Source organism: Faecalibacterium gallinarum, from assembly GCF_022180365.1.
In the GTDB taxonomy this organism is placed as follows: domain Bacteria; phylum Bacillota; class Clostridia; order Oscillospirales; family Ruminococcaceae; genus Faecalibacterium; species Faecalibacterium gallinarum.
The window spans coordinates 168,671-194,445 of sequence record NZ_BQKV01000027.1; the positions used below are offsets into that span (position 1 = coordinate 168,671).

A 25,775-nucleotide genomic window follows, 5' to 3' on the forward strand; every position below is an offset into this window, starting at 1 on the left:
AACACCATGGCAGGGTATTGTCTGGCAATGGATGTGGGCGGCAGCTCCATCAAATACGGGCGGATCGGCCCCGACCGGGAACTGACCGAACAGGGCAAGGTCCCCACCCCTCTCCGGGACCCGGAAGCTTACATCGACGCTCTGGCCGGGGTGTATGAGCAGTTCAAGGGCCGGGTGGAGGGGATCGCCCTCTCGGTGCCCGGAGCCATCGACAGCGAAAAGGGCGTCTGCATCACCTCGGGCGCCCTGGAACTGCCCCGGAATTTTCCCCTGGTGGAGCTTTTGGAAGCCCGCTGCGGGGTGCCGGTGACGGTGATGAACGACGCCAAGGCCGCCGCCATGGCCGAGGCTGCCTGGGGTGCCCTGGCCGACTGCCGGGACGGCGCGGTGATCGTGCTGGGCACCGGCATCGGCGGCGCCCTGATCAAAGACGGTCAGGTGCACATGGGCTGCCACTACACTGCCGGCGAGTTCAGCAACATCGCCCTGGATATGGATCTGGACTGCCCTGAGCACCTCTGGTTCGGCCTCAACGGCACCCGTCGTCTGGTGACCAGCGCGGCCTACGCCCGGGGGGTAAGCCCCGAGGGGGTCAACGGCGAGATGGTTTTTGCCTGGATCAACGAAGGGGACGAGGCGGTCTGCCGGGCCCTGGACCGGTTCACCGCCACCCTGGCCCTGATGGCCCGGAACCTGCAGCTGATCTTTGACCCCGAGAAGATCGCCATCGGGGGCGGCATCAGCCGTCAGCCCAAGCTGATGGAGTCTTTGCAGAAGAATCTGGACCACCTGAACCGAATGAGCGCCCCCTCCGGGATGCCCGAGCCCCAGGTGGTGACCTGCAAATACTTCAATGACGCCAACCTGATCGGCGCCTACGCCTACTACGCCCGCACCCGCGGGCAGCAGTAATCCCTCCGGGAGCCATATCCCATCGGTTCCCGTTTGGATACACGATTTTGTGCACAGCCGGTCATCCATCCCGGCCTGTGCACAGAGAGCACTTCTTCTCCTATTCTAAACAAAGCCCCGCACAGCGTTTGCTGTGTGGGGCTTTGAAGTTTTATAGTTCTGCTGCCGGTAAGGAGACATTGAAGGAGTTTTTCTTCTGCCGGTCCGGATCGCTGGCCCGGAACCGTTCTCATGCCTGCCAGTGCAGGAAAGTTCCAGAAAAAATAAAAATAGCCCGTGTAAAAACACGAGCTATCTTGGTGCGATGGAAGGGACTCGAACCCCCGGCCTACTGATTCGTAGTCAGTCACTCTATCCAGCTGAGCTACCAACGCATATGTTCCGTTCGGAACGTAATGTATTCTATCACTCAGCGGAATGTTTGTCAAGCATTTTTTGAAAAAAAATTGGAATTTCTCGCCCGAATGGGGCGCAGGCCCTCGAGATCCAGATTATCCTTCCTCAGCCAGACGCTGGGCTATGGCCTGGCCCGTGGGGGTGGCGGCCAGGCCGCCCAGCCCCGTTTCACGCAGGTCAGGGGAGAGCTGCGCTCCCACCCGCCCCATGGCGTCGATGACTTCGTCGCAGGGGATGGCGTAGTCCACCCCGGCCAGGGCCATATTGGCACAGGACACCGCGTTGACGGCACCCACCACATTCCGCTTGACGCAGGGCACCTCCACCAGACCCGCCACCGGATCGCAGACCAGGCCCAACAGGTTGCCCAGGGCCATGGCCGCTGCGGCAGCGCACTGTTCCGGGGCGCCGCCCTTGAGATAGCACAGGGCCGCCGCCGCCATGGCGCTGGCCGAGCCCACCTCGGCCTGGCAACCGCCCTCAGCCCCCGCCAGGGTGGCGCGGGCCGCGATCACCTGGCCGAAGCCAGCTGCCACATAGAGGGCCTCACAGATGTCGTCATCGCTGGCCTCGCCCGACCGGGCCAGGGGCAGCAGCACAGCCGGCAAAACACCGCAGCTGCCCGCTGTGGGGGCCGCCACAATCCGCTTCATGCAGGCGTTGCACTCCGCGGTCTTGAGGGCTTCGGCCGTGACTGCCGCCAGGTAATCGCCCCCCAATAGCTTGCCCGCTGCGGCCGCCAGCTCCACCTTGGCGGCGTCCCCGCCGCACAGACCGCTCCGGCTGCGCTGGGCCGGGTCGTAATCCCGGCTGGTGGCCTGCATCACATGCCAGAGGGTGCGCATATCAGCCCGGCTCTTTTCTTCGGTCAGACGGCTCTCCGCCAGGTCGTTCCGCATCACCGCCTCGGCCAGGGAAATTCCCTGTTCCGCAGCAGCGCCGAGCATTTCGGCACAGGATAAAAAGGACATAGAGTTTCTCCTTTGTGATTTGATCTAGGGTTCAGAAGGGAAAAGCTTTTTGCGCCGCTTTTTCTCGAAAAATCGGCATCAGACCCCCGGCTCCTGGGGCTCGTCCACGTTCAGGCAGGTGACCTTGCGGATGCCCGGCACCAGAGCCAGCTGTTTTTCCAGGGCAGGGGGGATGTGGGAGTCACACTCCAGCACCATCACCGCATAGGTGCCCGGGGCCGCCCGGAATACCTGCATGGAGGCAATATTGATCCGCCGCAGGGCCAGGGAGACCGTCACCTCGGCGATGCAGCCGGGGGTATCCTCGTTGTGGATGATCAGGGTGTTGCTGTCCCCGCCGAAGTCCGCGGGCACCCCGTCGATCTCGGTGACCCGGATCCGACCGCCGCCCACCGACGCCGCCGTCAGGGCCAGCTTGCGTCCGCTGCGGCCCTCCAGCTGGAGAACAGCGGTATTGGGGTGAGCCGAGCGCAGCTCCACCGGATGGATATGGAACTCCATGCCGGCCTGCCCCGCTGCCGCGAAACTGTCGGGCAGGCGGGGGTCATCCGGCCGCATCCCCAAAAGCCCTGCTACCAGGGCCCGGTCGGTGCCGTGGCCCCGGCCGGTGGTGGCAAAGCTGCCGTATAACCCGATGTCGGCCCGGGCCGGTACCTCGCCCAGGAGCTTCTGGGCGGTGTAACCGATCCGGGCCGCGCCGGCGGTGTGGCTGGAAGAGGGTCCGATCATCACCGGGCCCAGAACGTCAAACAATCGCATTTTTGACCGACCTTTCGCGCCCGGGTGGGGGCGCCCTTTCTGACAGAGGGGGAAAATCGCCCGCTCCGCCGCAAAATGGAGGAGTTTTTTCGTTTTTATTATACCTCTTTTGTGCCATATGTGCTATAATAACTTTGTCTAACTTTGAAAAAAGCCCCCATGCGGGGCAACATGGAGGGTATTCCTATGAAATTGGTAAATGTGGAAACGCCTGAAGCCAACGTCTGTAAAATGACCTTCAGCGCGACCGCAGAGGAGCTTGAGGCTGCCTCCGAGGCCGTCTATGAGCGCACCCGGGACAGCTACACCATCAAGGGCTTTGAAAAAGGCCAGGCCGATCGCGCCCAGATCGAGGCCGACCGGGGGGAGCACACCTTCTGGTACGATGCCATCAACGACCTGATGGACCGGGACGTCCCCGCCCTGTACGAGGGCGCTCTGGCCGAGCACGGCTACGAGCCGGTGGACGAGCCCGCCTATGACCTGGTGAGTGTCAAGAAGGACGAGGGCTTTGTGGCCACCGCCACTGTGGCCCTGCGCCCGGCCCTGACCTTCAAGCAGACCGAGGGCTTTACGGCCAAGTGCACCACCCCCGCCACCGCCGACCGAGAGGTGGAGCAGACCATCGAGCGCCGCCGTCAGGCTGCCGCCGAGCTGGTCCCCCACAAGGGTCCGGCCGTCAAGGGAAACGTGGTCCACATTGATTATTCCGGCTACATCGACGGCCGCCAGTTCCCAGGCGGCACCGCCACCAGCCAGGCTGTGGAACTGGGCCGGGGCCAGATGATCCCCGGTTTCGAGGAGGGCATCCTGGGCCACAAGGCAGGGGAGGAGTTCAACGTGGACGTGACCTTCCCCGCCCGGTACCACGCCCAGGATCTGGCAGGCAAGGCCGCTGTCTTTAAGATCAAGCTGATCGACGTCTGCGTCCGCCAGCTGCCCGCCCTGAACAGCGATTTCGCCAAGAAGGTGGGCAAGGTGGATTCCATGGACGCACTGCGGGCCCAGATCCGCCAGCAGATCGAGGAGCGCAAGCACAACGCCGCCCTCAACCGCGCCAAGAGCAACATTATCCTTCAGCTGGCCGACGCCGCCGAGGGCGAGCTGCCCAGCCCGCTGGTGGAATCCGCCTACCAGGCCGAGATGCAGAACTTCCAGCAGCAGCTGCGGATGCAGCGGATGACCCTGGATCAGTATCTGAGCCAGACCCATCAGACCCGGGAGAGCTTTACCGCTGCGGTGCGGGCTTCCGCCGAGCGGAACACCCGGGCCCGGATGGCTCTGCTCCAGCTGGCCGAGGAGAAGGGCCTGACCCCAACCGACGCCGAGCTGGACGCCCAGCTGGCCCAAAAGGCCGAGCAGGCCAAAAAGACCCTGGCTGAGGTGAAGGAGCGGACCGACCTGCGCGCTCTGCGCCGGAACGAGGCCATCCGCCGGGCCATGGATTATGTGGTGGAGCACTCCACCATTGAGGAAGGCTGAGATTCTTTCTGAGCTTACCGCGCCCTCCGGGAAAATCGGAGGGCGTTTTTATTGGGGAACGTTTGCCGCTTTTTCGAGAAAAAGCGGCGCAAAAAGCTTTTCAAACCAATATATGGGACTGGACCGCAGAAAAACAGGGAGGAAACCGCCATGCGAAGAAAAGACCGGGAAGTCACCGACCCCGCCAAGATCCGCCAGATCATCCAGGCCAGCGACTGCTGCCGGCTGGGCCTGTGGGACGGGGGCCGGGTTTACATTGTGCCTTTGAGTTTCGGCTATGAAGAAGTGGAAGGGAAACGGATTTTCTATTTCCACAGCGCTGCCGAGGGGAGGAAAATTGACTTGATCGGGGCAGGGGCCTCGGTGGGGTTTGAGCTGGACACCCACTACAAGCTGAACGAAGCCCCCGAAGCCGCCGGGTACTCGGCCCGGTTCCAGAGCGTCATCGGGACAGGCCATATCCGCCGTGTGGAGAACCCGGAACAGAAAATCCACGCGCTGGAATGTTTGATGGAGCACTACACCGGGAAAACCGGCTGGGAATACCCGGCCCAGATGGTGAATGAGACCGCCATCCTCATGCTGGAAGTGGAGGAACTGGCCTGCAAGGAGCATGAATAATCCCAATATCTTAGGCTAAAAGTTAACCCCCGGCGGGATAGATCTGCCGGGGGGACTATTATTTTGAAATCCTTATTCAAAATTGCAAAACAAATCGAGAATGACTTTCCACGTCCCGGGAAACCGGGCTAGAATTGCGGCTCGAAGTTCCTGTGGAGTGAATCCCTCCCGGATACGCAGAACTGTCTGTCCATAGGCACGTTCCCCGACGGCTATCGGCCCACGGGCATATCCTCCTGCGGCAATCTTTCCGGCAATAGCCACACCTCCCATGGAATAAACGCCCACTGCGCAGCCGCCTATCGCAAATATGCCCAGTGCCAATCCCCCAATGGCAATGGTTCCCAATGAAACCCCGCCAAAGGCAAAGATCAATCCCACCGAAAAGCCCCCTAGGGAAAACAACCCGCAAGACAACCCTCCCAGTGCAAAAACGCCTATGGAAGTTCCACCCAACGCAAAAACTCCCCGGGCATAGTTGCCCAAAGCAAAAATACCCTTTGCCGTACAAAACCCATATCCCAGATTGATATGGACCAAGGGCAAGCCGAACAGGGTATGTTGGCTCCGGTATTCATAATGCCACAGTGTCGCTTGGCTTAACTCCGGGGCGGCAGAGGATTGTTCCGGGCTACTGCAGCAGTTCTCCACAAGCTGATCAATCGAACAGTTAAATAAACGGCTGAGTTGGATCAATTTTTCCATCTCAGGTGTCGTCTCTCCCAGCTCCCATTTGGAAACGGTTTGACGAGACACCCCCACCAAATGTCCCAACTGTTCCTGAGAAAAACCAAGTCTTTTTCTATTTCGGATCAGTTTCTCCTGAAAGGCCATCCTCATCCCCTCCTTTTCGCATCCATTATAACAAAAACGCTTTTTTTGCTCTACCATCTGGCGCTGGAAAACTGTCAACCAAACTTAACATTCCGATTTTTAGAGAAAACACCCCCGGCAGGACGAGCCTGCCGGGGGTGTTTTCTCTTATGGGATTTTATCTTCCAATCAGCCATTGCTCTCACGGAACTGGGTTATAATATCGCAGACAAGAGCCTTTTGCTTCTCGGTCAGGCCAGAGATGTCGATTCGTTCGTCCGATTCCATCCCCAAAAGAACATCCGTCGAAACATGGAATAACTGCGCTATTTTCAGCAGCACAGGATAGCTAGGCATCCGCATAGAGGTTTCGTAGCTGGAGACCATCCCTTTGGTGACTCCCAGCCGCTGGGCCAGCTGTTCCTGGGACAAGCCGGACCGCTTGCGAAGCAGTTTCAATTTCTCGCCAAAGTCAACCAAATGAATCACCTCAATCATGCTATTAGTATGACCGAAATAAGTTTTCATTTGGCGTTCAAATTGTATAATATTTGTTGACTCTCTCAAACGGGAATGGTATCCTATTCTCAAAAGGGGGAATGAGGGCTATGCAGGAGAGAAAGGTGTTTCATAATCTAGTCCAGCAACTCGGGAGAAATGGAACCGGGGCGGCGGCCGTTGTCCAGACAATCCGAACCCTTGAGAAAATTTTATCTCCGCATCATATCCAACTGTCCCCTCTGCTGGATCACCGGGCCGACACACCTCACGGAAGAGGATTCTCTCCCTCTGCCGCAGAGGACAGCTTGGATCTTTGGTTTAAAGATCCAAAAATCCCAGCCATTTTCTATGCAGACTGCTCCCCAGATGCTGACTTTGCCCATTGTTTGCCTATATGGCAAACTCAGCTCGCTTGTATTTGCACCGCATTTTCCGCTCTTTCGCCCGAACGATGGTCCGTCTTTGAAGCACAAGGGTCTACAACCTTGTGTGTCTGGGGCCAAATACTTCATCAAGACGGATGCTGCCGTTTTGTAACCACACTTTTCCTGCGCTAAAATAGGACAACTCCCACAAAACCGCAGGATGCGGTTTTGGCTTGAAAAGCTTTTTGCGCCGCTTTTTCTCGAAAAAGCGGCACCCCCGGCAGGGCGAACCTGCCGGGGGTGTTCTGCGTTATCGGATTAAGCTTTGACGGTGTGGTAGCCGTCGGGGTTGTGGCTCTGCCAGTTCCAGCTGTCGGCGCACATCTCCTCGATGCCGTACTCAGCCACCCAGCCCAGCTCATTCTTGGCCTTGGTGGGGTCGGCGTAGCACTCGGCGATATCGCCGGGGCGGCGCGCCTCGATCACATAGGGCAGGGTCTTGCCGCAGGCCTTCTCGAAAGCATGGATGACCTCCAGCACGCTGTAACCGCGGCCGGTGCCCAGGTTGCAGATGAAGAGGCCGCAGCCGGTCTCCAGCTTGCGGATGGCGCAGACATGGCCCCGGGCTAGATCCACCACATGGATGTAATCCCGCACGCCGGTGCCGTCCGGGGTGGGGTAGTCGTTGCCAAAGACATGGATGATGTCCAGCTTGCCCACGGCCACCTTGGCGATGTAGGGCATCAGGTTATTGGGGATGCCGTTGGGATCCTCGCCGATCAGGCCGGACTTGTGGGCGCCGATGGGGTTGAAGTACCGCAACAGGGCCACATTCAGGCTGGGATCTGCCGCGCAGGCGTCGGTCAGAATCCGCTCGGTAAAGGCCTTGGTGGTGCCGTAGGGGTTGGTGGTGGCGCCCACCGGGAAATCCTCGGTGATGGGCACGCTGGCGGGATCACCATAGACGGTGGCCGAGGAGCTGAACACGAAGTTGTGGCAGTCGTGGCGGCGCATCACGTCCAGGATGTTCAGGGTGCAGTTCAGGTTGTTGGAATAATACTCGATGGGCTTGCGGACGCTCTCGCCCACCGCCTTGTAGGCCGCGAACTGGATCACCGCCGTGATGTCCGGGCACTCGGTGAAGATCTTCTCCACCTGCTCCCGGCTGGTCATGTCCGCCTCATAGAAGCGGAAGTCCTTGCCGGTGATCTGCTTCACCCGATCCAGCACCACCGGGCAGGAGTTGTAATAGTTGTCCGCTACAACGATGTCGTATCCCGCGTTCAGAAGCTCCACGCAGGTGTGGCTGCCGATGTATCCGGCGCCGCCCGAAACCAGAATTGCCATAGAGTATACCCCTTCCTCTCGTTGTCTTGTCTCTTTTTGTTGGGAATCCGTCGTTTGCCGGGGCCCCCGGCTCTATCTAGAGGATACCTCTTTTTGGTCCGGGGCGCAAGGGCCGCCGATTTTATCTCTATGTATTTTTGTTGCTCATTTTATTTCATGTCCGATTTTAATCCGTTGTGTTTCGGCATGTTGCACATGGAATATCCGCGCTTTTTTACAGTCGTCCGCACTGTTTCCCGGTGAAAAAACGCAGGGTGGTGGTGGCCCGGAACACCTTGCCCGCCCGCAAAACCGTAGAGGGGAACTCCGGGTGAGAGGGGCTGCAGGGGTAGTGCTGGGTCTCCAGGGCAAAACCGCTGTACTTCTCGTACTGGGCGCCCCCCTTGCCGGGGACGGCGCAGTCCTGCAAAAAGTTGCCGGTATAGAGCTGGACGCCGGGCTGGGTGGTATAGACCTTCATACTGACGCCGGTTTTCTCACTGGTGGCCCAGGCGCAGATGCTCTGGCTGGCCCCCCGGGCCCGGTCAATGACGTAACAGTGGTCGTAGCCGCCGCCCACGATTTCGGTCTGGGTGAAGCCGGGCTTCAGGTCCCGGCCGATGGGCTTGCCGGCCCGGAAATCCATGGGGGTGCCCTCCACCGGGAGAATCCGGCCGGTGGGGCAGGTCTGTTCGTTGCCCTCCAGGTAGCGGGAGGCATAGATCCGCAGTTTCTGGCCCAGGACGTTTCCGCCGCCGTCCAGATTGAAATAGCTGTGGTTGGTCAGGTTCACCAGGGTGTCTGCATCAGAGGAGACCCGGTAATCCATCCGGAAGGCGTTGTCGTCGGTGAGGGTATAACGGACAGCGATCTTCATGTTCCCCGGGAAACCGTCCTCCCCGTCGGGGCTCTCGGCCTCCATCAGCAGGGTATCGCCAAAGGATTTCACAGTATAGATCTTGCGGGAGAAACAGCCGTGGAGATGATTGGGGCCGTTGTTGGCTTCCAGCTCGTATTTCTTGCCCCCCAGGGTGAAGGCCGCCCCCTCGATCCGGTTGGCGTAGCGGCCCACAAAGGCGCCGCAGTAGGTGCCGGTATCCGCCTCATAATCGGCCATGGTGTCATGGCCCAGCACCACATCCAGAGGGCCGCTCTTGGCCGGGACGATGATATTCTTGATGATGCAGCCGTAATCCAGCACACTGACCGACAGCCCGCCGGGATTGGAGAGGATATACTCGGTCACGTTCTCTCCTGCTTTGGTGACTCCAAAGGGCTTCGATTGAATTTTAGCCATCGTGTTTGCCTCCTCATACTAATTCGAGCGTTTCGGGCGGGCGAAGCGGGATAAAACACGGGCGCGGCTGACGCGCCCCCTCGAGTGGGAGAAGAAATTGCCCGGCCGATGCGGCGCTGAGAACGGCGCCGAGTCAAAACCAGTGCACCACAGCCTTTGTGCACCCACTGAAAACAACTTCTACAACGCTATTATAGCATAGTTTCCCGGCTTGTGAATGGAATTTTTTTGTTTTTATTGCACAATTTTTGAACCAATCCCTTCTTTCTGGCCGGGGCAGGGCATCCGTCAAACCAAAAAGACGCCCGGCGGGGGCAAAGCCCCGCCGGGCGTCCAAGAAATTTATGGCTGTATAAGCCCCGTTACGGGGTGTCGGGCCGGATCTGAGGCTCGGCGTCCGAACCGGCCTCCTCGGCTGCGCGGCTGGCCGCGATGAACTCGGCCGCGTCGTCGGGCACGTCGTCCAGCTCGTCGCCGCCCACGTCAATGGCCAGAGGCGGCTTCTTGAACAGGATATCGTACATAATGGGCACGATATACAGGGTCATCAGGGTGGCGTAGGTCAGACCGCCGATGATGACGATGGCCATGCCGCTCATCATCTGGCTGGCCATATCGTTGCTGAACATCAGCTGACACATGGCCAGAACGGTGGTCAGGGCCGTCATCAGGATAGGCCGCATACGGGTCTTGCCGGTGGCAATCAGAGCCGCACGGCGGTCCATTCCGCCCAGACGGAGCTGGTTTGTGTAGTCCACAAAGAGAATACCGTTGTTGACGACGGTACCCATCAGGATGATGAAGCCCATCAGGGACATCAGGGACAGCTGGTGGCCGGTGAGCACCAGGCCGATCATGCCGCCGGTGAAGGCCAGCGGGATGGTGAACAGCACGATGAAGGGGGACAGCAGGCTCTGGAACTGAGCCACCATGACAAAGTAGACGAAGGGCAGGGCCAGGGCCATCCACTCCACCATCTGTTCGGTCATGTAGTTGACCGTGCTGGTCTCGCCGCCCAGGGAGATGCTGTAACCCTCCGGCAGTGCGCCCGAGCGGGACAGCTCGTCAAACTGGCGCTGGAGCTGGCGGGACTGAACGGTGGTGTTGTAGCCCCTGACGGTGTCAGCAGTAATGGAGATATACCGGCTCTGGTTCTCCCGCAGGATGGAGTTGGGGGTGGTGCCGGTGGTGGTAGTGGCGAACTCCCGCAGGGTATGCACCTCGTAGACAGTGCTGCCGTCGGCGGCCAGGTTGGAGGTGTTGAAGCTCATATCCATCAGGTTCTCGACGGTCAGGGGATCGAGGTCGCTCACCACCTTGACGGTCATGGTGGAGCCGTCGATGGTGATATTGGTGGAGGTGGTGGAGGTGGTCAGCCGGGCCGCGATGGACTGGTAGATCTGGGCCACGGTCAGGCCGCAGGCACGGGCCTTATCCTTGTCGATCTGCAGCTCGATGGTCTGCTCGCCCTCGCCCAGGCCATTGGTGGCGTTCTCAAAGCCCTCGGTGCTGTTGATGATCTCCACTACCTGCTCCGACAGCTCTTCCAGAGTATCCAGGTCGGGGCCATAGACGTTGACGGTCAGGCCGTTGCCCAGCAGGCTGGTCAGGTCCTCCATACCGCTCTGGGAGACGCTGGCGGTGCAGCCCTCGTACTGGGCCATCAGCTCTTCCAGCTGGTTGCAGATGTTGGTGGCGTCCCGGTTGCTGGCGCCCTCTTCCAGGGTCAGGTGATAGGTATATTTGCCGTAACCAGTGGTGGTGGCGCTGAGCAGCTCCTGAATCTGGCCGCCCAGCATGCCCACGTCGATGCCGTAGATGCTGGTATCGGTGGAGACGCCCACCTGATCCACCAGCTCAAGACCCATGGTTTTCTCCAGGATCTCACCGGCCATGGCGTAGGATTCCTCCCGGGTCATGGTGTCGGGGGTGGTGATGCTCATCTTGATCTCGGTGGTGGTGATCTCAGGCAGCATCACGATGCCCATGGAGAAGACCACCCAGGCCGAGACCGCAAAGAGTGCGATGGAGGCCAGCAGGGGGAGCTTCTTGTGCTGGAGGCACCACTCCAGACTGCGGCCGTACTTCTCCTGGAACCGCTCGAACCAGGGCAGCCGGACCACCTTGGCCTGGCGCAGAACGGTGGAGGCGGCGGCGGGGGCCACCGTCAGAGCCACGATCAGGGAGGCCATCAGGCAGTAGCCGATGCACAGAGACATGGGCTGCAGCAGATCCCGGGTGAGCTCCTGGGAGAAAACCACCGGCAGGAAGACGCAGACCGAGGTCAGGGTCGAGGCGATGATGGCGCCCTCCATCTGGCGGGCGCCCTGAACGGCGGCGCGGGGGGCAGGCACGCCCCGGCTGCGCAGCCGGTAGATGTTCTCGATGACGACGATGGAGTTGTCCACCAGCATACCGATGCCCAGGGACAAACCGGCCAGCGTCATAATGTTCATGGTCAGGCCCGAGAAGTACATCAGCACAATGGCGAACAGCACCGACAGGGGGATACTGATGCCGACCACCAGGGTGGGCTTCACGTCCCGCAGGAAGAAGGCCAGCACGATGATGGCCAGCAGGGCGCCCACCGCCATACTGCCCAGAATGCTCTGGATCAGGATGGTGATGTAGTTGCCCTGGTTGGACAGAACCACGATGTTCAGCCCCTCGTACCGGGCTTCCAGTTCCTCAAAGGCGGCCAGACAGTTGTTGGAGACCTCGTTGGAGCTGGCGGTGGTGTTCTTGTAGATGCTCAAAACCACGGCCCGCTCGCCGTTCAGGCGGGTGTAGGTGTCCTCGGCGTTGTCCACCACCACTACGTCTGCCACGTCGGACAGGTGGATTTCGCCCACGCCCTCCACGCTGATCAGCAGCGCGCCGGTCAGATCGTCGATGCTGTCGTACTCCTCGCCCACCTTGAGCAGCCAGGAGTTGTCGTCCTTGTCGTCGATGTAGCCCGCGGGCATGGAGAAGTTCTGGGCGTAGATCAGCTGGGAGAGCACGTCGATGGTCAGCATCTTGTTCACGTCGGCGCTGGCCAGGGCATTCTCCCGGGCGGTCTCATATTCGGCTTTGGCGGCGGCCAGCTGCTCCTCGCCGTCGGCCAGCTGCTCCTCGCCGTCGGCCAGCATCCGCTGGGCCTCGGTGAAGGCCAGCAGCGCCTCCATCTGGGACTGGTTCAAATCGGCGTAGGCGTCCTGGAACTGATCCATCATCTCGGGCACCGAGTCCATGGCTTTCAGCACCCCTTCCAGAGTGCTGTAAACGGTCTCGAGGCTCTGGGTGATCTGGAGAGAATCCATCAGATCGCCGGCGGAGCTGCCGCCCGTGCCCTGCTCGGCGTCCAGGCGCTCCTGGAGCTTCTGGAGGGCCACAGTGAGTTTTTCGGTCAGGACACGGGTCTCGGCCACAATCTCGATCAGGTCGTCGATGGTCTGGACCTTGGTGGCGCTGATCCGGTCCATAATCTGCTGCAGGCCCTGGCGCACCTCGATCAGAGCCTGCTGAATCTCAGGCTCCTGGACCACGGCGATCAGGTTGTCGATGCTCTCCAAAAGAGCCTGGGTCTGGGCGCGGAACTCCTCGGTGGCGTCCCCCACGGCGGCGGCGATCTTATCCATCACCGTCTGGGAAACCGTCTGGCCAAAGCTGGCTTTGGCGGCTTCCAGCTGGGCCCGGCCATCGTTCACCTGGGCCTCGGCGGCGTCCAGCTGAGCCTTGGCGGCGGCCAGCTGGGTGTTGACCTCCTCCAGCAGCAGAACGTTCACTTCATCGATTTTATCCTGGTTCAGCTGCACCTGGACAATCTTATCCACCAGGCCGCTGGAGGACAGGCTGGAAACGCCCCCCTGACGCTGCAGATAGGGGATGACGCTCTCGTCCAAAAAGTCGGACAGCTCGTAGATATCATAGCCTTCCCGGCCCACCGAGACAGTCATGAGGGCGCTCATGTTGACGTTCAGCTCGAGAATCGAGGGGGTCAGGCAGAGGTCGGGCAGGGTCTCCGCCGCCTGTTCCAGGGAGTTGGAGACCTTGACCAGGGCGCTGTCCATATCCGTTCCCTCGGCAAAAGACAGCTGAAGAATGCTGTAGTTCTCCGCCGAGGTGGAGGTAATGGTCTGGACGCCCGAAACGGTGCCCAGGGTATTCTCCAGCGGCTGGGAGACCTCGCTCTCCACCCGCTCGGGGCTGGCACCGGGATATACGGTAACCACCATCAGGTAGGGGGTATTGATGTCGGGCAACAGGTCCGTCTGCATCTTTGTGACCGCCACAAAGCCCAGCAGCAGCACCATAATCACTCCAACTAGAACGGTGAACGGATTTTTGACACTATATTTTTCCATAATCTTCCTCTGATGAACCGGACCAGGGGCCGGCCGTGTTTTGTGTCGGCAGAGTAAAACAAATTCTGCGTCATATAAACACTCTTATTATATACAATCCCCCAATCTTTGCAAGAGAGAAAGAAGCGATAAATCTGTTAAATCTTCCCGCAAGGGCGCCCCGGTCTATTTTTTGGATGGAAAAGCGCCCCCGGCTGTGATATACTAAAGTGTAAGATGGCTTTCCATCTGCCAATCTGCCCAAATCGCAGCAACGCATTTTATCATACAATTTTTGTCATGCAACGAGGATCAAAATGAAAAATGTCATTTCCGTCCGTTTCAAAGAAAACGGCAAAGCTTATTCCTTCGACCCCGCAGGCGCCGAGCTGAAGGTGGGGGACTACGTCATCGTGGAGACGGCCCGGGGGGTCGAGTGCGGTGAGGTGGTCCAGGCGGCCCGCCCGGTGGAGGACGCCGCCGCCCCCAAAAATCTGAAACCCATCACCCGGATCGCCGACGGGGTGGACGTCCGCCGGATGCGTCAGAACCGGGAGGACGAAAAGCGGGCCTACCGCACCTGTCAGGAGTGCATCGCCCGCCACGGCCTGGGGATGAAGCTGGTGGAAGCCGAGTACACCCTGGACCGCTCCAAGATCCTGTTCTACTTCACCGCCGACGGGCGGGTGGATTTCCGGGAGCTGGTCAAGGATCTGGCCGGGATCTTCCACACCCGGATCGAGCTGCGCCAGATCGGCGTGCGGGACGAGAGCAAGATGCTGGGAGGCCTGGGCATCTGCGGCCAGCCCTTCTGCTGCAGCCGGTTTTTGCAGGATTTCCAGCCCGTTTCCATCAAGATGGCCAAAGAGCAGGGCCTCTCTCTCAACCCCACCAAGATCAGCGGTGCCTGCGGCCGGCTGATGTGCTGCCTGGCCTATGAGGAGAGCGCCTACGAGTATCTGAACAGCATCCTGCCCATGGTGGGCAGCACTGTCCGCACCCCCGACGGGGTGGGAACCGTCATCGAGGTCAACCCCATCTCGGGCTATCTGCGGGTGCGCTGCGCCGCCGAGGCTCTGGCCCCCAAATACTATAAAGCCAGCGTCTGCCAGTATATTTCGGGCGGCAAACGCGCTCCCCGCCGCCCCGACCCGGACGACGATTATTCCGGCCTGCGGGATCCGGCCCCTCTGGTGGCTTCCGCCAGCCCCGAGGAGGAGTAAACCACCCTCCCTTTGGTCTGGCAGCCCTGGTGATTTTTGACAAAATCCGGGCGCAATTTCCCCAGTAACTCCGGTTTTGTTTTGTGCAATCAGCCAAAATGTCCGGTTTTCGGGAGAAGGGTTCCGACTTAGGCTTGCATTTTGGGGCCCGCTTTGCTACAATCCACTCAAGGATCGTATTCCTCGAGAGGCGGATTCTGCCCGTGCAGGACCGGCTCTCTATTTACATGGATTCTTAGGCACGGGTTGAAAGGAGCGTACTATTATGGCACACAAGGTTTCTGATGCATGTGTTGGCTGCGGCGCTTGCGAGGGCGCTTGCCCCGTTGGCGCTGTCACCGTCGAGGGTGGCGTCGCTGTTGTGAACGCTGACAGCTGCATTGACTGCGGCGCTTGCGAGGGTGCTTGCCCCACTGGTGCAATCACTGCTGAGTAATTCCAGCGGCACAGATAACGCAGAAGACAGCAGGTCCGCCCGGATCTGCTGTTTTTTTGCCCGTCCCGTCCCCAGAGAGGGGCGATCCTATGGGCCGCAGATGGTAAATTTTTTTGAGGATGGGGCCGCCCGCAGTATGGAACATTCCACCGAGATTTTGTATAATAACACTGAGATCTATTGCACGCCGGCCCACCGGTTCGGCTCCGACGCCCTGTTGCTGGCCCGGTTTTGTACGCCCCGGCCCAGTCAGCGGGCCGCCGACCTCTGTTCCGGATGCGGCGTGGTAGCCCTGGAATGGCACGACCGTGGCCACCGGGGCCCCTGTACGGCGGTGGAACTTCAGCCCGAGGCCAGCGCCCTGCTGGCGGCAGCGGTGTCGGACCAGGGGCTCGAGCACATCCAGCCGGTCTGCGCCGACCTGCGCCAGTACCGCCAGGGGGAGGGCCAGTACGATCTGTGCGCCTGCAACCCGCCCTATTTTACCGACGGGCCCCGAAGCGCTGCGCCCCAGCGGGCCGCTGCCCGCCACGAAGAGACCTGCACCCTGGAAGATGTCTGCGCCTGCGCCTTCCGGCTTTTGAAGGACGGCGGGAAGCTGGCTCTCTGCCACCGGCCCGAGCGTCTGGCCGAGGTGCTGGCGGTTCTGCGGGCCCACCGGCTGGAACCCAAACGGCTGGCCTTTGTGAAAAACCAGGCCGGGGGCGCCCCCTGGCTCTTTCTGGTGGAAGCCCAGAAAAACCGCCGCACCGGGCTGCGGATCGAGCCGGACCTTCTGCTGGAAGCGGGGGCGGCTCTCTATGGCCCCGGCCGGGGTAACCCGTCGAAAAACCGGGAAACAGACTGACAAATATCCCCACAAACTGCCCCGCCAATGACCCGGCGGGAATTACGGGAGGAAATTATGGCCGGTACACTCTATATCGTCGCCACCCCCATCGGCAACCTGGACGATATGCCGCCCCGGGTGGCGGCTACCTTCGGCGCGGCCGATTTTGTGGCCGCAGAGGACACCCGGGTGACCCTGCGGCTGCTCAACCACCTGGGGCTGAAAAAGCCCCTGGTGAGCTACTACGAACACGCCCTCCAAAAAGGGGAGGGGATTCTCCGCCGGATCGAGGCGGGGGAGGACTGCGCCCTCTGCTCCGACGCGGGGATGCCCTGCATCTCCGACCCGGGCGAGGCCATCGTTCGGGACGCCCTGGCCCGGGGAATCCGGGTGGTGCCGGTGCCGGGGGCCTCGGCCTGCGTCACCGCTCTGGCGGTCTCGGGCCAGGACACCTCCCGCTGGGTGTTTGAGGGCTTTCTGCCGGTGAACCGCCGCCAGAAGCGCCAGCGACTGGAAGAGCTGGCCGGGGAAAAGCGGACCGTGATCTTCTACGAGGCGCCCCACAAGCTCCGCACCACCCTGGACGATCTGGCCGAGGCCTTCGGCCCCGAGCGGAGCATCACCCTCTGCCGGGAGCTGACCAAACTCCACGAAGAGATCCAGAAAACCACCCTGGGGGAGGCCGTGGCGTACTACGCCCAGAACGAGCCCCGGGGAGAATACGTCCTGGTGATGGCGGGGGCCCCCGCCGCCGCCCAGCCGGACGAAGCCGCCACCCTGGAGGATACGGCTGCCCGGGCTCTGGAACTGACTCAGGGGGGCATGAGCCCCACCGCCGCGGCCAAGACCGCCGCCCAGGGCACCCCCTGGTCCAAGAGCGAAGTGTATAAAGCCATGCTGGCCTGCCAAAACGGTCAGGAGGACGAGGCATAATTCTGCCAAAAAAAGAAAGGAGGACCCGCACATGACCAAACTTGTGATTCTCAGCGACAGCCACAACAGTGAGCCCGCCATCCGCCGGATCCTGAAAGCCGAGGCTGACGCCGATGCCCTGATTTTTCTGGGGGACGGCCTGCGGGATCTGGAACGGGCACTGACCACCGCCCCCCGCCTGCGGGCGTATGCGGTGGCGGGCAACTGCGATTATGGCGCATTAGAGCCCCTGGACGGGCTGGCAGCCTTTGACAAGGTGGTTGTTTTCTATACCCACGGGCATATGTACGGCGTTAAATACGATACGGATACGCTGGTGGATACGGCGGCGGCCCGCGGGGCGGAAGTCGCCCTCTTCGGCCACACCCATATTCCCATCGCCAAGCAGCAGGGACCGGTCTTTTTGTTTAACCCCGGTTCCTGCGGGCGGTGCTACATCGGGCCGGATACCTACGGCGTGATGGTACTGGACAACGGCAAAATCCTGAGCGCTGAGCATCGGGAGGTGCCCAAGGGATGAGCCTGAACGAAGTGCGGTATATCCCGGAGTGTGACAGCACCAACAACTACGCCAAGGCCCATTTCGAGGAGTTCGGGCCGGTGGGCGCGGTGTACACCACCAGCCAGACGGCAGGCCGGGGACGACAGGGCCACCGCTGGGTCAACGCTGCGGGCCAGGCCCTCTACTGCACGGTGGTGATCCGGGAAGACCTGGTCCAGCCGGAGACTCTGCCCTTGCTGGCGAGTCTGGCGGTCCATCAGCAGCTGGCCCTGCGGTACGGGGTGAAATGCCAGATCAAATGGCCCAACGATCTGCTTTTGAACGGCAAAAAGATCGTGGGCATCCTCTGTGAGAGCGTGAGCTACGGCTACCAGAACCAGGGCCGGGGCTACATGGCGGGGATCGGGATCAACCTGGCCCAGCCCCGGGAGTATTTCGAGGCGGCGGGCCTGCCCTACGGCAGCTCCCTGGCGCTGGAAGGGGCGGCGGTGGATCTGGCCCGGGACCCGGAAATTCTGGCGGAGGCTCTGACCGATTTCGGCTTTGACCGGCCCCTCTACACCTTCGCGCGGGAGGGGTTCGCGCCTTTCCGGGAGGCGTACAAGGCCGCCTGCGTGAATCTGGGGCGGCGGGTGACCTTCGATCTGCCGGGCGGCGGCCAGGGCGAGGGGATCGCCGAGGACATCGACGAAAACGGCCGGCTGGTGGTGCGAACCGACAGCGGCCAGCAGCACGTCTTTACCGGAGAAGTCTCGGTGCGCGGCATTTACGGAGCAATATAAAAAGCGGGCTTTCGCCCGCTTTTTTCTTTATGATCAAAGATAATCCATCAGAAAATGGATTACAATGGGCAGGATGATGCTTTCCCGCTTTTTCGCAATCAGACACAGTGCCAAATGAACAAAGAAGATAAACACCAGACTGGGGATCATCTGTACGGTATATACCAGCAGGGAAGAAAATCCGCGGTTGTACATCTGATAGGGCAGATGGAATAAAGAAAAGAAGATCCCACCCAGGCAGAATACCAGTTTTGGGTTGAGGTTCAGCCCGAATAGATAGTTTTGGATAAAACCTCTGAAAAGAATTTCCTCCACGGCCGCAATATAGAAGAGGTAATAGGGAATCGTCCAGAGAATTTGAAACCAGAGATCCCCAGTCAGCTGCCCGAATACTTTCCACACAAGAAAGATCTTAATACAAATACCGGCCAGAATAAGAACAGCCCCGAGCCAAAGATCGGTCTTTGTGTTCTTTTCGCCGGGAAAACCGAGGCTGCGCCAGCTGTGCTCTTTTCGATAGACAAAAGCGACGGTTAATACAAATATGAGCGTGTATAAAACAGTGGTAAAAAGTCTGCTCTGGGTCAGGACCTGAACTTTCCCGCACAATAAGAGGAGAAACCAATAGGCTATATAGTATACCACCGCAATGATGCCGCACAGCTTCTCTCGTTTTTCGTACATAAAAACGCCCCACTTTTTAATCACTCTGTACAAGATTGGAAATACAATTTTGATTATACACCCCTTGGGATCATCGTCAAGGGATTCGGGACTGTCCCCCGAGTTCATGAACAGAGCGGGAGGCTTTAATCACTCCCACAATGACAATCCCCCCGCGTCGGCGCTTGCGGTTCACCGACGCGGGGGGATTGTATGGGGTATTGCTTTGGTGTGAGGAGGAATCATGTACAAAGAACGGTTGCGGCCCCGTTTCTTTGTGATTGTAGTATACCCAGCTTTTGCGTGAAAATGATTACAAACCTGTGAAGAATGTGTAAAAGCTTTTCCGGGCCTTTTTAACCCTTGTTTTTACCCTGAATCGCCGCGTGTTCCCGCCCCAGCCGGACGTATTCGGCGGCGTTGTGGGCGGTGGCGGCCTGCTGTTCGGGGCTGGCGGGTTTAATCACCCGGGCGGGTACCCCCACGACCACCACGCCATCCGGGATCACCATTCCCTCCGGCACCAGGGCCCCCGCCCCGATGATGCAGCCGCTGCCCACCACGCAGTGGTTGAGCAGGGTGGCGTGCATCCCGATCAGGGTGTTATCTCCCACCGTGCAGCCGTGGACAATGGCGCTGTGGCCCACCGTCACATCCCGGCCCAGGACCACCTGCCCGCCGGGGTCGCAGTGCAGCACCGCGTTGTCCTGGACGTTGGCCCCCGGGCCAATGAGGATTTTTCCCTCGTCGGCCCGCAGCACTGCCCCATACCAGATGTTGGCCCCTTCTTCCAGGGTCACGTCTCCCAGCACCGTGGCGTTTTCGGCCACAAAGGCCGCGCCCTTGTCCTGGGGTATTTTTCCACCAAATGCAGCAATCATTGTGAAAAACCACCTTTCTCTTTTGCCGGTTTTGTGGTATCTTTTATAAAGAGACTGATTTTGCAGGGGGTCCGCCCCTGTTTTTCGTTTTATCTCTGTATCATCCACCGCGGGGCCGCCCCCGGCTCCGCCCAAAAGGAGATCCGCTCATGAAAGTTTCTGCTCGTCTGTTCCGCCGGGCTTTGGCTCTGGCGCTGGCCCTGGTGTTGGCTGCCGCTCTGGCTCTGCCCGGCTTTGCCTCCTATCCCATGCCCATCCAGACCACCTACCCCGACGAGGCCATCTATCTCTTTGACCTGGACACCGGGAAAGTGATCCTCGAGCAGAACGCCGATCAGCCCATGTACATCGCCAGTCTGACCAAGATGATGACCGCCCTGCTGCTGCTCGAGAGCGGGGTGGACCTGGAAGCCGAGGTCACCATCCCCACCAGCCTGACCCAGGAGTTCACCGACATCCAGAACGCCAACGGCACCACCGCCGGGCTCAAGATCGGGGAGACAGTCCGGCGGATTGACCTGCTCAACTGCCTGCTGGTGGCCAGCGCCAACGACGCTGCCAGCGTCATCGCCAGTGATCTGGCGGGGGGCAGCCTCACCACCTTTGTGGCCCAGATGAACGAGCGGGCCGCCGAGCTGGGCTGCACCAACACCACTTTCAGCTGTGTGCACGGCCTCTATGACTACGGCAACGCCTCCACTGCCCGGGATCTGGCCCGGATTGCCGCGGCCTGCTACGCCCAGCCCGGCTATATGGAGGCGGCTCAGAACCTGACCTACACCCTGCCCGCCACCAACCTCCACACCAGCGAGCGGGAGATCAAGACCACCAACCTGATGCTGAACCCCGAGTACGAGTACTACCGGGACTACATCCGGGGGATGAAAACCGGGTTCACCACCCTGGCGGGGCGGTGCTTCGTCACCTTCGCCGAGCAGGACGGCCACACCTACGGCCTGGTGGTGCTGAAATCCGACCTGGACAACATCTACCGTGAGTGCGCCGAGATCCTGGACTGGGCTTTCGCCAGCTTCAACGACCGGCTGCTGGTGGACACCGAAACCGTTCTGACCACGGTGCCCCTGACCCAGTGCCGCAGCGAAGAGGCGGTGGAGCTCTACGCTGCCGCCGAGGTCACCGGCTACGGCCACGCCGAGGACGAGGTCACCTTCCAGTTTGATCTGCCCGAATCGGTCCGGGCCTCCGTCAAGCCCGGCCAGGTGATCGGCACCGCCACCGTCTATCTGGACGGCTACGAGGTGGGCAAAACCGATCTGGTGGCCCGCCGGGAGTATGTATCCGACTTCATCACCGACAGCAAGGCCACCCTGCTGCTTCTTCCGGCACTGTTGGCCGCCCTGCTGGTGCTGAGCGTGGCCACCGTCCTGATGGGGGGCGGCCAAGGGCTGTTCCGCCGCCGCCGTTCGGGCCGGGGCCGCCGCATCCGTCACTGAGGGGCACACAACTTTATAATGGAACCAAGGCCGGGGAGGTGCGCCCTCCCCGGCCTTTTTGTTCGGTCAGGTTTCCTCCAGCCGGGCAGCCAGAAGCTGGAGAACAATTTTCGGGTTGACCTGCCGTTCCAGCTTCTGGCGGGCCTCATCGGCCAGCCGGAGGGCTCGCCCGGCCTGGGCCCCGTTCAGGGGGCAGTGGGGGCTGCCCCGCAGCCCCGCCGAGGCCAGGGCGCCAAACTCCCGCAGCAGCGCCGCCCCGCCGGAACGGTCTTTTTCGTATTTGGCCAGCAGGGTGGAGGCAGCATAGCTGTCCTGCCGGGCCGCCGCTTCGGCCAGGGCTTGGGCCTGTTCCACCCGGCCCCGGCGGGCGGGGTCCTGGGCGGCGGAGAGTACCGTGCCGATCTGGCCGTCGTAGAGCTCCGCCAGCAAGGCCGCCTCGGCGGGGTCTACCCCCTGGGCAGCGCAGTACTCCGCGCACTGGGCCGGGGCCACCGGGGCCAGAGCAAAGCTGACGCAGCGGCTCCGGATGGTGGGCAGAACCCCTGCCAGGCTGTCCGCCGTCAGGATAAAGAGGACCCCTTCAGGGGGCTCCTCCATGACTTTTAAAAGGGCGTTGGCGGATTCCTCGTTCATCTGCTCCACATGGTAGAGCAGCACTGCCCGGCCCGCCGCCGAAAGGCCGGTGTTGAAGATCTCCCGCCGCATGGCGGTCACCTGGCCCACCAGATACCGCCCGCCGCTGCCCATCCCTTCCAGAGAGATGGCCTCCCGCACCAGGCCGGTTTCCACCCGGCCGCTGTGGCGGTCGCCCGCTTTGGCCACGGCTTTGCTGCACTGGCCCTCCACCAGGGCCCCGGCCGCCGGGCCCCCGGCGGGGTAGAGGTAGTCGGCGGCGATGCACCGGGCCGCAAAGCCCTTGCCCAGACCCGGCTCTCCCACCAAAAGCAGGCTGTGGGTCAGCCGCCGGGCCTCCAGCATCCGGGCCACGCTCTCTTTTAGGGTCTCATTGCCGGCCAGACGGTCCAGCATCATGGCGCGCGCCTCCTTCATCGGGTTGTAATTACCAGCGGCGGTTGTTCCGCTTCCACTGCTCCCGCCGGTACCAGGCCCGCAGGTTGCGGTAGAGCACCGGCCCGAAGAACACAATATACCCCAGCATGCAGAGCAGATAGTTTAGCCTCGTCCACCAGCCCGCCGAGATAAAACTCAGCAGGAAGATGGCCCCGGAGAAAATCCCCAGGTATTTCACCCGGATGGGCAGCACAAAAAAGAGCAGCACCTGCATCTCCGGGTAGAGGGCGGCAAAGGCCAACAGCAGGGAGAGGATCAGGCAATAGGTATCGGCCCAGCCGGTGACAAAGGCCGCCAGAATCGCCCCCAGGGCCCCCAATAGGATATAGAGGTTATACCGGAAGTCCCCCCACTCCCGCTCTAGGGCGGTGCCGATAAACCAGAGGAAATAGGCTTCCAGCACAAAGCCCAGGATACCGCCCCCCGCATAGGGAACAAAGAGAAAGGTCACCAGCCGCCAAACCTCGCCCGACAGCACCGCCGGGGCATAGAGGGACAGGCTGGAGGCAATGTTTCGATTGACAAAGAGGGCCACCGCATAGACCACGATCTGCCCGCCCACCAGAATCGAGGTGAGGTTGGGGATGCTCCAGCGGCCGAACCGCCGCTCGAGTTTATCGAACCAGTTCATAGACGAACGCCTCCTAAAAATCCAGGAATCATCGGCGCCGCGTGCTTTCCGGCACAAAGGGCCCATGTTGGTTATCATTGTACCATGATCGGCCCCGTCATTCAACCGCGAGGGGCTTTTTTAACTTTTTCCACCGGGTTTTCCACTTCCTTTTTGGGAAAAATCAGGAGTTTTCCGGGTGGTTTTCCACTTTTTCCACCAGGTTTTCAACACCAGAATTTTCCTTTGGTTATACGGCAGGTAAAACCGACCGTCAAAATCGGTATTTTTCGGCAGCAAAAAAGCCTCTTTTGGCCGTTCCGAGAAAGTTTTGGCGGGGGAAAACTTTCTTTTTTCTGTCTTGTCAGCAGTTCGGGCCAAGATTTCTCCAATATGGAATATCCGGCTGCCAAATTTTCCACAATCCAGAAAAGGGAGTTTTCCCGCCTGTGGAAAACACGGGTTTTCCACAATGGGCCGGCGGTGTTTGTTGACAGGGGGGGCTTTTGCTATTATAATCCTTTTTAGGGCAAAAAGCGCCTGTTCCCGCCGGAACAGGCATTGTATCAATGAGGTGAATCCATGCTGGAATTAAAGCATATTTCCTTTGACGTTGCGGACGGCAAAGGCCAAAAAGAGATCATCCGGGATATCTCGCTGACCATCCCGGACCATACGTTTGTCGCCATCACCGGCCCCAACGGCGGCGGCAAATCCACCCTCGCCAAGCTGATCGCGGGCATCGAGCAGCCCACGGCCGGCCAGATCCTCTTTGACGGCGAGGATATTACCCACAAGAGCATCACCGAGCGGGCAAACCTTGGCATCAGCTTCGCTTTCCAGCAGCCGGTTCGGTTCAAGGGCATCCAGGTGCTGGATCTTCTGCGGATCGCGGCGGGCAAGGAGCTGAGCATCACCGACGCCTGCGGCTACCTGTCCGAGGTAGGCCTGTGCGCCAAGGACTATGTCCGGCGCGAGGTCAACGCCAGCCTGTCGGGTGGCGAGCTCAAGCGGATCGAGATCGCCACCGTGCTGGCCCGGGGCAAAAAGCTCTCGGTCTTTGACGAGCCGGAGGCCGGCATCGACCTGTGGAGCTTCCAGAGCCTGATCCAGGTCTTTGAGCGGATGCAGCAGCGCCAGCAGGACGGCTCCATTGTGGTCATCTCGCACCAGGAGCGGATCCTGAACATCGCGGACGAGATCGTCGTCCTGGCCAAGGGCCAGGTGGTCCAGCAGGGCCCCCGGGCCGAGATTCTGCCCGGCCTGCTGGGCACCACCGCCGCGGTGGGGGCTTGCAGTGTGCTGGAACAGGGAGGGAGAGCATAATGGACGAGATTCAAAAGCGAATTCTGGCCGAGGTGGCCGACCTGCACACCGTCCCCGAAGGGGCCTACAACATCCGGGCCAACGGCAAGACCGCAGCTCGGAACACCACCGCCAACATCGACATCACCCCGAAACCGGACGGCAGCGGCATTGACATCCAGATCAAGCCCGGCACCAAAAACGAGAGCGTTCATATCCCGGTGGTGCTGAGCGAGAGCGGCCTGAAGGAGACGGTTTACAACGACTTCTTTGTGGGGGCGGACAGCGACGTGGTGATCGTGGCGGGCTGCGGCATCGACAACTGCGGCGTTCAGGACGCCGAGCACGACGGCATCCACCGGTTCTATCTGGGCAAAAACGCCCATGTGAAATACGTGGAGAAGCACTATGGTTCCGGCGATGGCCAGGGCAAACGGATTCTCAACCCGGTGACCGAGGCCTATCTGGACGAGGGCAGCTCCATGGAGATGGAGATGGTCCAGATCAAGGGCGTGGACTCCACCGACCGGAAAACCAAGGCCAACCTGGCCGCCGGGGCCCGGCTGGTGGTGCGGGAGCGCCTGATGACCCACGGCAGCCAGACCGCCCTGAGCAGCTACGCCGTCAACCTGAACGGCGAGGGGGCCAGCGCCGACGTGATTTCCCGCTCGGTGGCCAAGGACAACTCCTATCAGAAGTTTGACTCCCGGATCACCGGCAACGCCCCCTGTACCGGCCACACCGAGTGCGACGCCATCATCATGGACAAGGCGAAGATCCTGGCCATCCCCCAGCTGGAGGCCAACGACCTGGACGCCGCTCTAATCCACGAAGCCGCCATCGGCAAGATCGCCGGGGACCAGATCATCAAGCTGATGACCCTGGGCCTGACCGAGGCCGAGGCCGAGGAGCAGATCATCAACGGCTTCCTGAAATAATTTTCTATAACCAAAACAGCAGCCCCTGCATTGCTTTGCAGGGGCTGTTTTTTCATTCCGCCGGGCAAATTTTTATCCCCACCCACCCTTCCATTCAAGGAACTTGGGCAGAAAGAGGCTGTTTCTAAAACGCTGTGGTTCGCAGCAGGTCGAGCTGCCGCGGCTTGAACCCTTTGGTTTTACACTGATCTACGGCGCGGATAAAAAAGCCCCCGCCAGCGGTGAACCGCCCCAGTAAAAGTAGACAGTGAAAAAAGAAGGCCTCCTGTGGTAGAATAAAACTACTACAGGAGGTCTTTGCTATGCCCAGAAAATACAGCCACATTCAGGAACACGAGAAGGAAATAATAGAGCTTCGCAGCCAGGGAATGACTCTGCGT

24 protein-coding genes and 1 tRNA gene are annotated in these 25,775 nt (G+C 60.5%); 12 read left to right on the forward strand and 13 right to left on the reverse strand.

Annotated elements, in window-relative coordinates; genetic code table 11:
• Window positions 1-6: 6 nt before the first annotated feature.
• On the forward strand, window positions 7-912 hold the full coding sequence (locus tag JCM17207_RS04695; RefSeq protein ID WP_238316506.1) for an ROK family protein: 906 nt from the start codon (window positions 7-9) through the stop codon (window positions 910-912).
• A gap of 297 nt (window positions 913-1,209) precedes the next feature.
• Here the strand turns inward: JCM17207_RS04695 and JCM17207_RS04700 are convergent.
• The 3 genes from JCM17207_RS04700 to sdaAB all read right to left on the reverse strand — a co-directional run bounded on the left by JCM17207_RS04700 (window position 1,210) and on the right by sdaAB (window position 3,038).
• Window positions 1,210-1,286 (reverse strand) — tRNA-Arg (locus JCM17207_RS04700).
• Between the two features lie 117 nt (window positions 1,287-1,403).
• On the reverse strand, window positions 1,404-2,279 hold the full coding sequence (sdaAA, locus tag JCM17207_RS04705) for an L-serine ammonia-lyase, iron-sulfur-dependent, subunit alpha (RefSeq protein WP_238316507.1): 876 nt from the start codon (window positions 2,277-2,279) through the stop codon (window positions 1,404-1,406).
• Between the two features lie 78 nt (window positions 2,280-2,357).
• Window positions 2,358-3,038 (reverse strand): L-serine ammonia-lyase, iron-sulfur-dependent subunit beta, encoded by a 681-nt coding sequence (gene sdaAB, locus JCM17207_RS04710; RefSeq protein ID WP_238316508.1) that lies wholly within the window; start codon window positions 3,036-3,038, stop codon window positions 2,358-2,360.
• A 186-nt stretch (window positions 3,039-3,224) separates the two neighbouring features.
• On the opposite strand from sdaAB, the gene tig reads away from it, so the two are divergent.
• Both tig and JCM17207_RS04720 read left to right on the forward strand, forming a co-directional pair.
• Window positions 3,225-4,520 carry a trigger factor gene (gene tig / locus JCM17207_RS04715; RefSeq protein WP_238316509.1) on the forward strand — a complete coding sequence of 432 codons (1,296 nt, stop codon included), beginning with the start codon at window positions 3,225-3,227 and terminating at the stop codon, window positions 4,518-4,520.
• A gap of 150 nt (window positions 4,521-4,670) precedes the next feature.
• On the forward strand, window positions 4,671-5,141 hold the full coding sequence (locus JCM17207_RS04720) for a pyridoxamine 5'-phosphate oxidase family protein (RefSeq protein WP_238316510.1): 471 nt from the start codon (window positions 4,671-4,673) through the stop codon (window positions 5,139-5,141).
• Between the two features lie 72 nt (window positions 5,142-5,213).
• Here the strand turns inward: JCM17207_RS04720 and JCM17207_RS04725 are convergent, their stop codons facing one another.
• From JCM17207_RS04725 to JCM17207_RS04745, 5 genes are all read right to left on the reverse strand, one after another.
• A complete protein-coding gene (locus JCM17207_RS04725) occupies window positions 5,214-5,975 on the reverse strand; it encodes a helix-turn-helix transcriptional regulator (protein WP_238316511.1) in 762 nt (253 codons plus the stop codon).
• A 168-nt stretch (window positions 5,976-6,143) separates the two neighbouring features.
• The gene (locus tag JCM17207_RS04730; protein ID WP_238316512.1) at window positions 6,144-6,443 is read right to left on the reverse strand and encodes a helix-turn-helix domain-containing protein; all 300 of its coding nucleotides are present in this window, start codon (window positions 6,441-6,443) and stop codon (window positions 6,144-6,146) included.
• A 695-nt stretch (window positions 6,444-7,138) separates the two neighbouring features.
• Entirely contained in the window at window positions 7,139-8,167 is a 1,029-nt protein-coding gene (gene galE, locus JCM17207_RS04735) for a UDP-glucose 4-epimerase GalE (protein WP_238316513.1), read from the reverse strand.
• Between the two features lie 214 nt (window positions 8,168-8,381).
• The gene (locus JCM17207_RS04740) at window positions 8,382-9,443 is read right to left on the reverse strand and encodes an aldose epimerase family protein (RefSeq protein WP_238316514.1); all 1,062 of its coding nucleotides are present in this window, start codon (window positions 9,441-9,443) and stop codon (window positions 8,382-8,384) included.
• Between the two features lie 362 nt (window positions 9,444-9,805).
• Window positions 9,806-13,789 (reverse strand): efflux RND transporter permease subunit, encoded by a 3,984-nt coding sequence (locus JCM17207_RS04745; protein WP_238316515.1) that lies wholly within the window; start codon window positions 13,787-13,789, stop codon window positions 9,806-9,808.
• A gap of 296 nt (window positions 13,790-14,085) precedes the next feature.
• On the opposite strand from JCM17207_RS04745, the gene JCM17207_RS04750 reads away from it, so the two are divergent.
• The 6 genes from JCM17207_RS04750 (at window position 14,086) to JCM17207_RS04775 (ending at window position 18,473) form a co-directional block, all read left to right on the forward strand.
• Window positions 14,086-14,991: a PSP1 domain-containing protein gene (locus JCM17207_RS04750; RefSeq protein WP_238316516.1), complete on the forward strand. Its 906-nt coding sequence runs from the start codon at window positions 14,086-14,088 to the stop codon at window positions 14,989-14,991.
• A gap of 265 nt (window positions 14,992-15,256) precedes the next feature.
• Window positions 15,257-15,427 (forward strand): 4Fe-4S ferredoxin, encoded by a 171-nt coding sequence (gene fdxA, locus JCM17207_RS04755; protein WP_238316517.1) that lies wholly within the window; start codon window positions 15,257-15,259, stop codon window positions 15,425-15,427.
• 100 nt (window positions 15,428-15,527) lie between these two features.
• A complete protein-coding gene (locus JCM17207_RS04760; protein ID WP_238316518.1) occupies window positions 15,528-16,274 on the forward strand; it encodes a tRNA1(Val) (adenine(37)-N6)-methyltransferase in 747 nt (248 codons plus the stop codon).
• A 57-nt stretch (window positions 16,275-16,331) separates the two neighbouring features.
• Window positions 16,332-17,189: a 16S rRNA (cytidine(1402)-2'-O)-methyltransferase gene (rsmI, locus tag JCM17207_RS04765; protein WP_238316519.1), complete on the forward strand. Its 858-nt coding sequence runs from the start codon at window positions 16,332-16,334 to the stop codon at window positions 17,187-17,189.
• A gap of 31 nt (window positions 17,190-17,220) precedes the next feature.
• Window positions 17,221-17,709, forward strand: coding sequence for a metallophosphoesterase family protein (locus tag JCM17207_RS04770; protein WP_238316520.1), 489 nt, complete (start codon window positions 17,221-17,223; stop codon window positions 17,707-17,709).
• A complete protein-coding gene (locus tag JCM17207_RS04775) occupies window positions 17,706-18,473 on the forward strand; it encodes a biotin--[acetyl-CoA-carboxylase] ligase (protein ID WP_238316521.1) in 768 nt (255 codons plus the stop codon). The genes JCM17207_RS04770 and JCM17207_RS04775 overlap by 4 nt, the downstream gene beginning before the upstream one ends.
• A 33-nt stretch (window positions 18,474-18,506) precedes the next feature.
• On the opposite strand, the gene JCM17207_RS04780 is transcribed toward JCM17207_RS04775, so the two are convergent.
• A complete protein-coding gene (locus tag JCM17207_RS04780; RefSeq protein WP_238316522.1) occupies window positions 18,507-19,157 on the reverse strand; it encodes a CPBP family intramembrane glutamic endopeptidase in 651 nt (216 codons plus the stop codon).
• Window positions 19,158-19,492: 335 nt separating this feature from the next.
• Window positions 19,493-20,017, reverse strand: a complete 525-nt coding sequence (locus JCM17207_RS04785) for a gamma carbonic anhydrase family protein (RefSeq protein WP_238316523.1) — start codon at window positions 20,015-20,017, stop codon at window positions 19,493-19,495.
• A 149-nt stretch (window positions 20,018-20,166) separates the two neighbouring features.
• Between JCM17207_RS04785 and JCM17207_RS04790 the strand changes: the two genes are divergently transcribed.
• Entirely contained in the window at window positions 20,167-21,471 is a 1,305-nt protein-coding gene (locus JCM17207_RS04790; protein WP_238316524.1) for a D-alanyl-D-alanine carboxypeptidase family protein, read from the forward strand.
• 66 nt (window positions 21,472-21,537) lie between these two features.
• Here JCM17207_RS04790 and JCM17207_RS04795 read toward each other — a convergent pair whose 3' ends face one another.
• From JCM17207_RS04795 to JCM17207_RS04805, 3 genes are all read right to left on the reverse strand, one after another.
• Window positions 21,538-22,503, reverse strand: a complete 966-nt coding sequence (locus JCM17207_RS04795) for a DNA polymerase III subunit delta' (RefSeq protein WP_238316525.1) — start codon at window positions 22,501-22,503, stop codon at window positions 21,538-21,540.
• A 28-nt stretch (window positions 22,504-22,531) separates the two neighbouring features.
• Window positions 22,532-23,173: a DUF1751 domain-containing protein gene (locus tag JCM17207_RS04800; protein ID WP_238316526.1), complete on the reverse strand. Its 642-nt coding sequence runs from the start codon at window positions 23,171-23,173 to the stop codon at window positions 22,532-22,534.
• 120 nt (window positions 23,174-23,293) lie between these two features.
• A complete protein-coding gene (locus JCM17207_RS04805; RefSeq protein WP_238316527.1) occupies window positions 23,294-23,533 on the reverse strand; it encodes a hypothetical protein in 240 nt (79 codons plus the stop codon).
• Between the two features lie 201 nt (window positions 23,534-23,734).
• Here JCM17207_RS04805 and JCM17207_RS04810 point away from each other — a divergent pair, with 201 nt between their 5' ends.
• Together JCM17207_RS04810 and JCM17207_RS04815 are read left to right on the forward strand one after the other, a co-directional pair.
• On the forward strand, window positions 23,735-24,478 hold the full coding sequence (locus JCM17207_RS04810) for an ABC transporter ATP-binding protein (RefSeq protein ID WP_238316528.1): 744 nt from the start codon (window positions 23,735-23,737) through the stop codon (window positions 24,476-24,478).
• On the forward strand, window positions 24,478-25,395 hold the full coding sequence (locus JCM17207_RS04815) for a SufB/SufD family protein (RefSeq protein WP_373871922.1): 918 nt from the start codon (window positions 24,478-24,480) through the stop codon (window positions 25,393-25,395). The genes JCM17207_RS04810 and JCM17207_RS04815 overlap by 1 nt, the downstream gene beginning before the upstream one ends.
• The last annotated feature ends 380 nt before the right edge of the window (window positions 25,396-25,775 follow it).

Excerpts from the sequence above, each read along its gene's own strand:
- JCM17207_RS04695 (WP_238316506.1), top strand. The coding sequence starts at position 7 with ATGGCAGGGTATTGTCTGGCAATGGATGTGGGCGGCAGCTCCATCAAA.
- sdaAA (WP_238316507.1), bottom strand. The coding sequence starts at position 2,279 with ATGTCCTTTTTATCCTGTGCCGAAATGCTCGGCGCTGCTGCGGAACAG.
- sdaAB (WP_238316508.1), bottom strand. The coding sequence starts at position 3,038 with ATGCGATTGTTTGACGTTCTGGGCCCGGTGATGATCGGACCCTCTTCC.
- tig (WP_238316509.1), top strand. The coding sequence starts at position 3,225 with ATGAAATTGGTAAATGTGGAAACGCCTGAAGCCAACGTCTGTAAAATG.
- JCM17207_RS04720 (WP_238316510.1), top strand. The coding sequence starts at position 4,671 with ATGCGAAGAAAAGACCGGGAAGTCACCGACCCCGCCAAGATCCGCCAG.
- JCM17207_RS04725 (WP_238316511.1), bottom strand. The coding sequence starts at position 5,975 with ATGGCCTTTCAGGAGAAACTGATCCGAAATAGAAAAAGACTTGGTTTT.
- galE (WP_238316513.1), bottom strand. The coding sequence starts at position 8,167 with ATGGCAATTCTGGTTTCGGGCGGCGCCGGATACATCGGCAGCCACACC.
- JCM17207_RS04740 (WP_238316514.1), bottom strand. The coding sequence starts at position 9,443 with ATGGCTAAAATTCAATCGAAGCCCTTTGGAGTCACCAAAGCAGGAGAG.
- JCM17207_RS04745 (WP_238316515.1), bottom strand. The coding sequence starts at position 13,789 with ATGGAAAAATATAGTGTCAAAAATCCGTTCACCGTTCTAGTTGGAGTG.
- JCM17207_RS04750 (WP_238316516.1), top strand. The coding sequence starts at position 14,086 with ATGAAAAATGTCATTTCCGTCCGTTTCAAAGAAAACGGCAAAGCTTAT.
- fdxA (WP_238316517.1), top strand. The coding sequence starts at position 15,257 with ATGGCACACAAGGTTTCTGATGCATGTGTTGGCTGCGGCGCTTGCGAG.
- JCM17207_RS04760 (WP_238316518.1), top strand. The coding sequence starts at position 15,528 with ATGGTAAATTTTTTTGAGGATGGGGCCGCCCGCAGTATGGAACATTCC.
- rsmI (WP_238316519.1), top strand. The coding sequence starts at position 16,332 with ATGGCCGGTACACTCTATATCGTCGCCACCCCCATCGGCAACCTGGAC.
- JCM17207_RS04770 (WP_238316520.1), top strand. The coding sequence starts at position 17,221 with ATGACCAAACTTGTGATTCTCAGCGACAGCCACAACAGTGAGCCCGCC.
- JCM17207_RS04775 (WP_238316521.1), top strand. The coding sequence starts at position 17,706 with ATGAGCCTGAACGAAGTGCGGTATATCCCGGAGTGTGACAGCACCAAC.
- JCM17207_RS04780 (WP_238316522.1), bottom strand. The coding sequence starts at position 19,157 with ATGTACGAAAAACGAGAGAAGCTGTGCGGCATCATTGCGGTGGTATAC.
- JCM17207_RS04785 (WP_238316523.1), bottom strand. The coding sequence starts at position 20,017 with ATGATTGCTGCATTTGGTGGAAAAATACCCCAGGACAAGGGCGCGGCC.
- JCM17207_RS04790 (WP_238316524.1), top strand. The coding sequence starts at position 20,167 with ATGAAAGTTTCTGCTCGTCTGTTCCGCCGGGCTTTGGCTCTGGCGCTG.
- JCM17207_RS04795 (WP_238316525.1), bottom strand. The coding sequence starts at position 22,503 with ATGATGCTGGACCGTCTGGCCGGCAATGAGACCCTAAAAGAGAGCGTG.
- JCM17207_RS04800 (WP_238316526.1), bottom strand. The coding sequence starts at position 23,173 with ATGAACTGGTTCGATAAACTCGAGCGGCGGTTCGGCCGCTGGAGCATC.
- JCM17207_RS04810 (WP_238316528.1), top strand. The coding sequence starts at position 23,735 with ATGCTGGAATTAAAGCATATTTCCTTTGACGTTGCGGACGGCAAAGGC.
- JCM17207_RS04815 (WP_373871922.1), top strand. The coding sequence starts at position 24,478 with ATGGACGAGATTCAAAAGCGAATTCTGGCCGAGGTGGCCGACCTGCAC.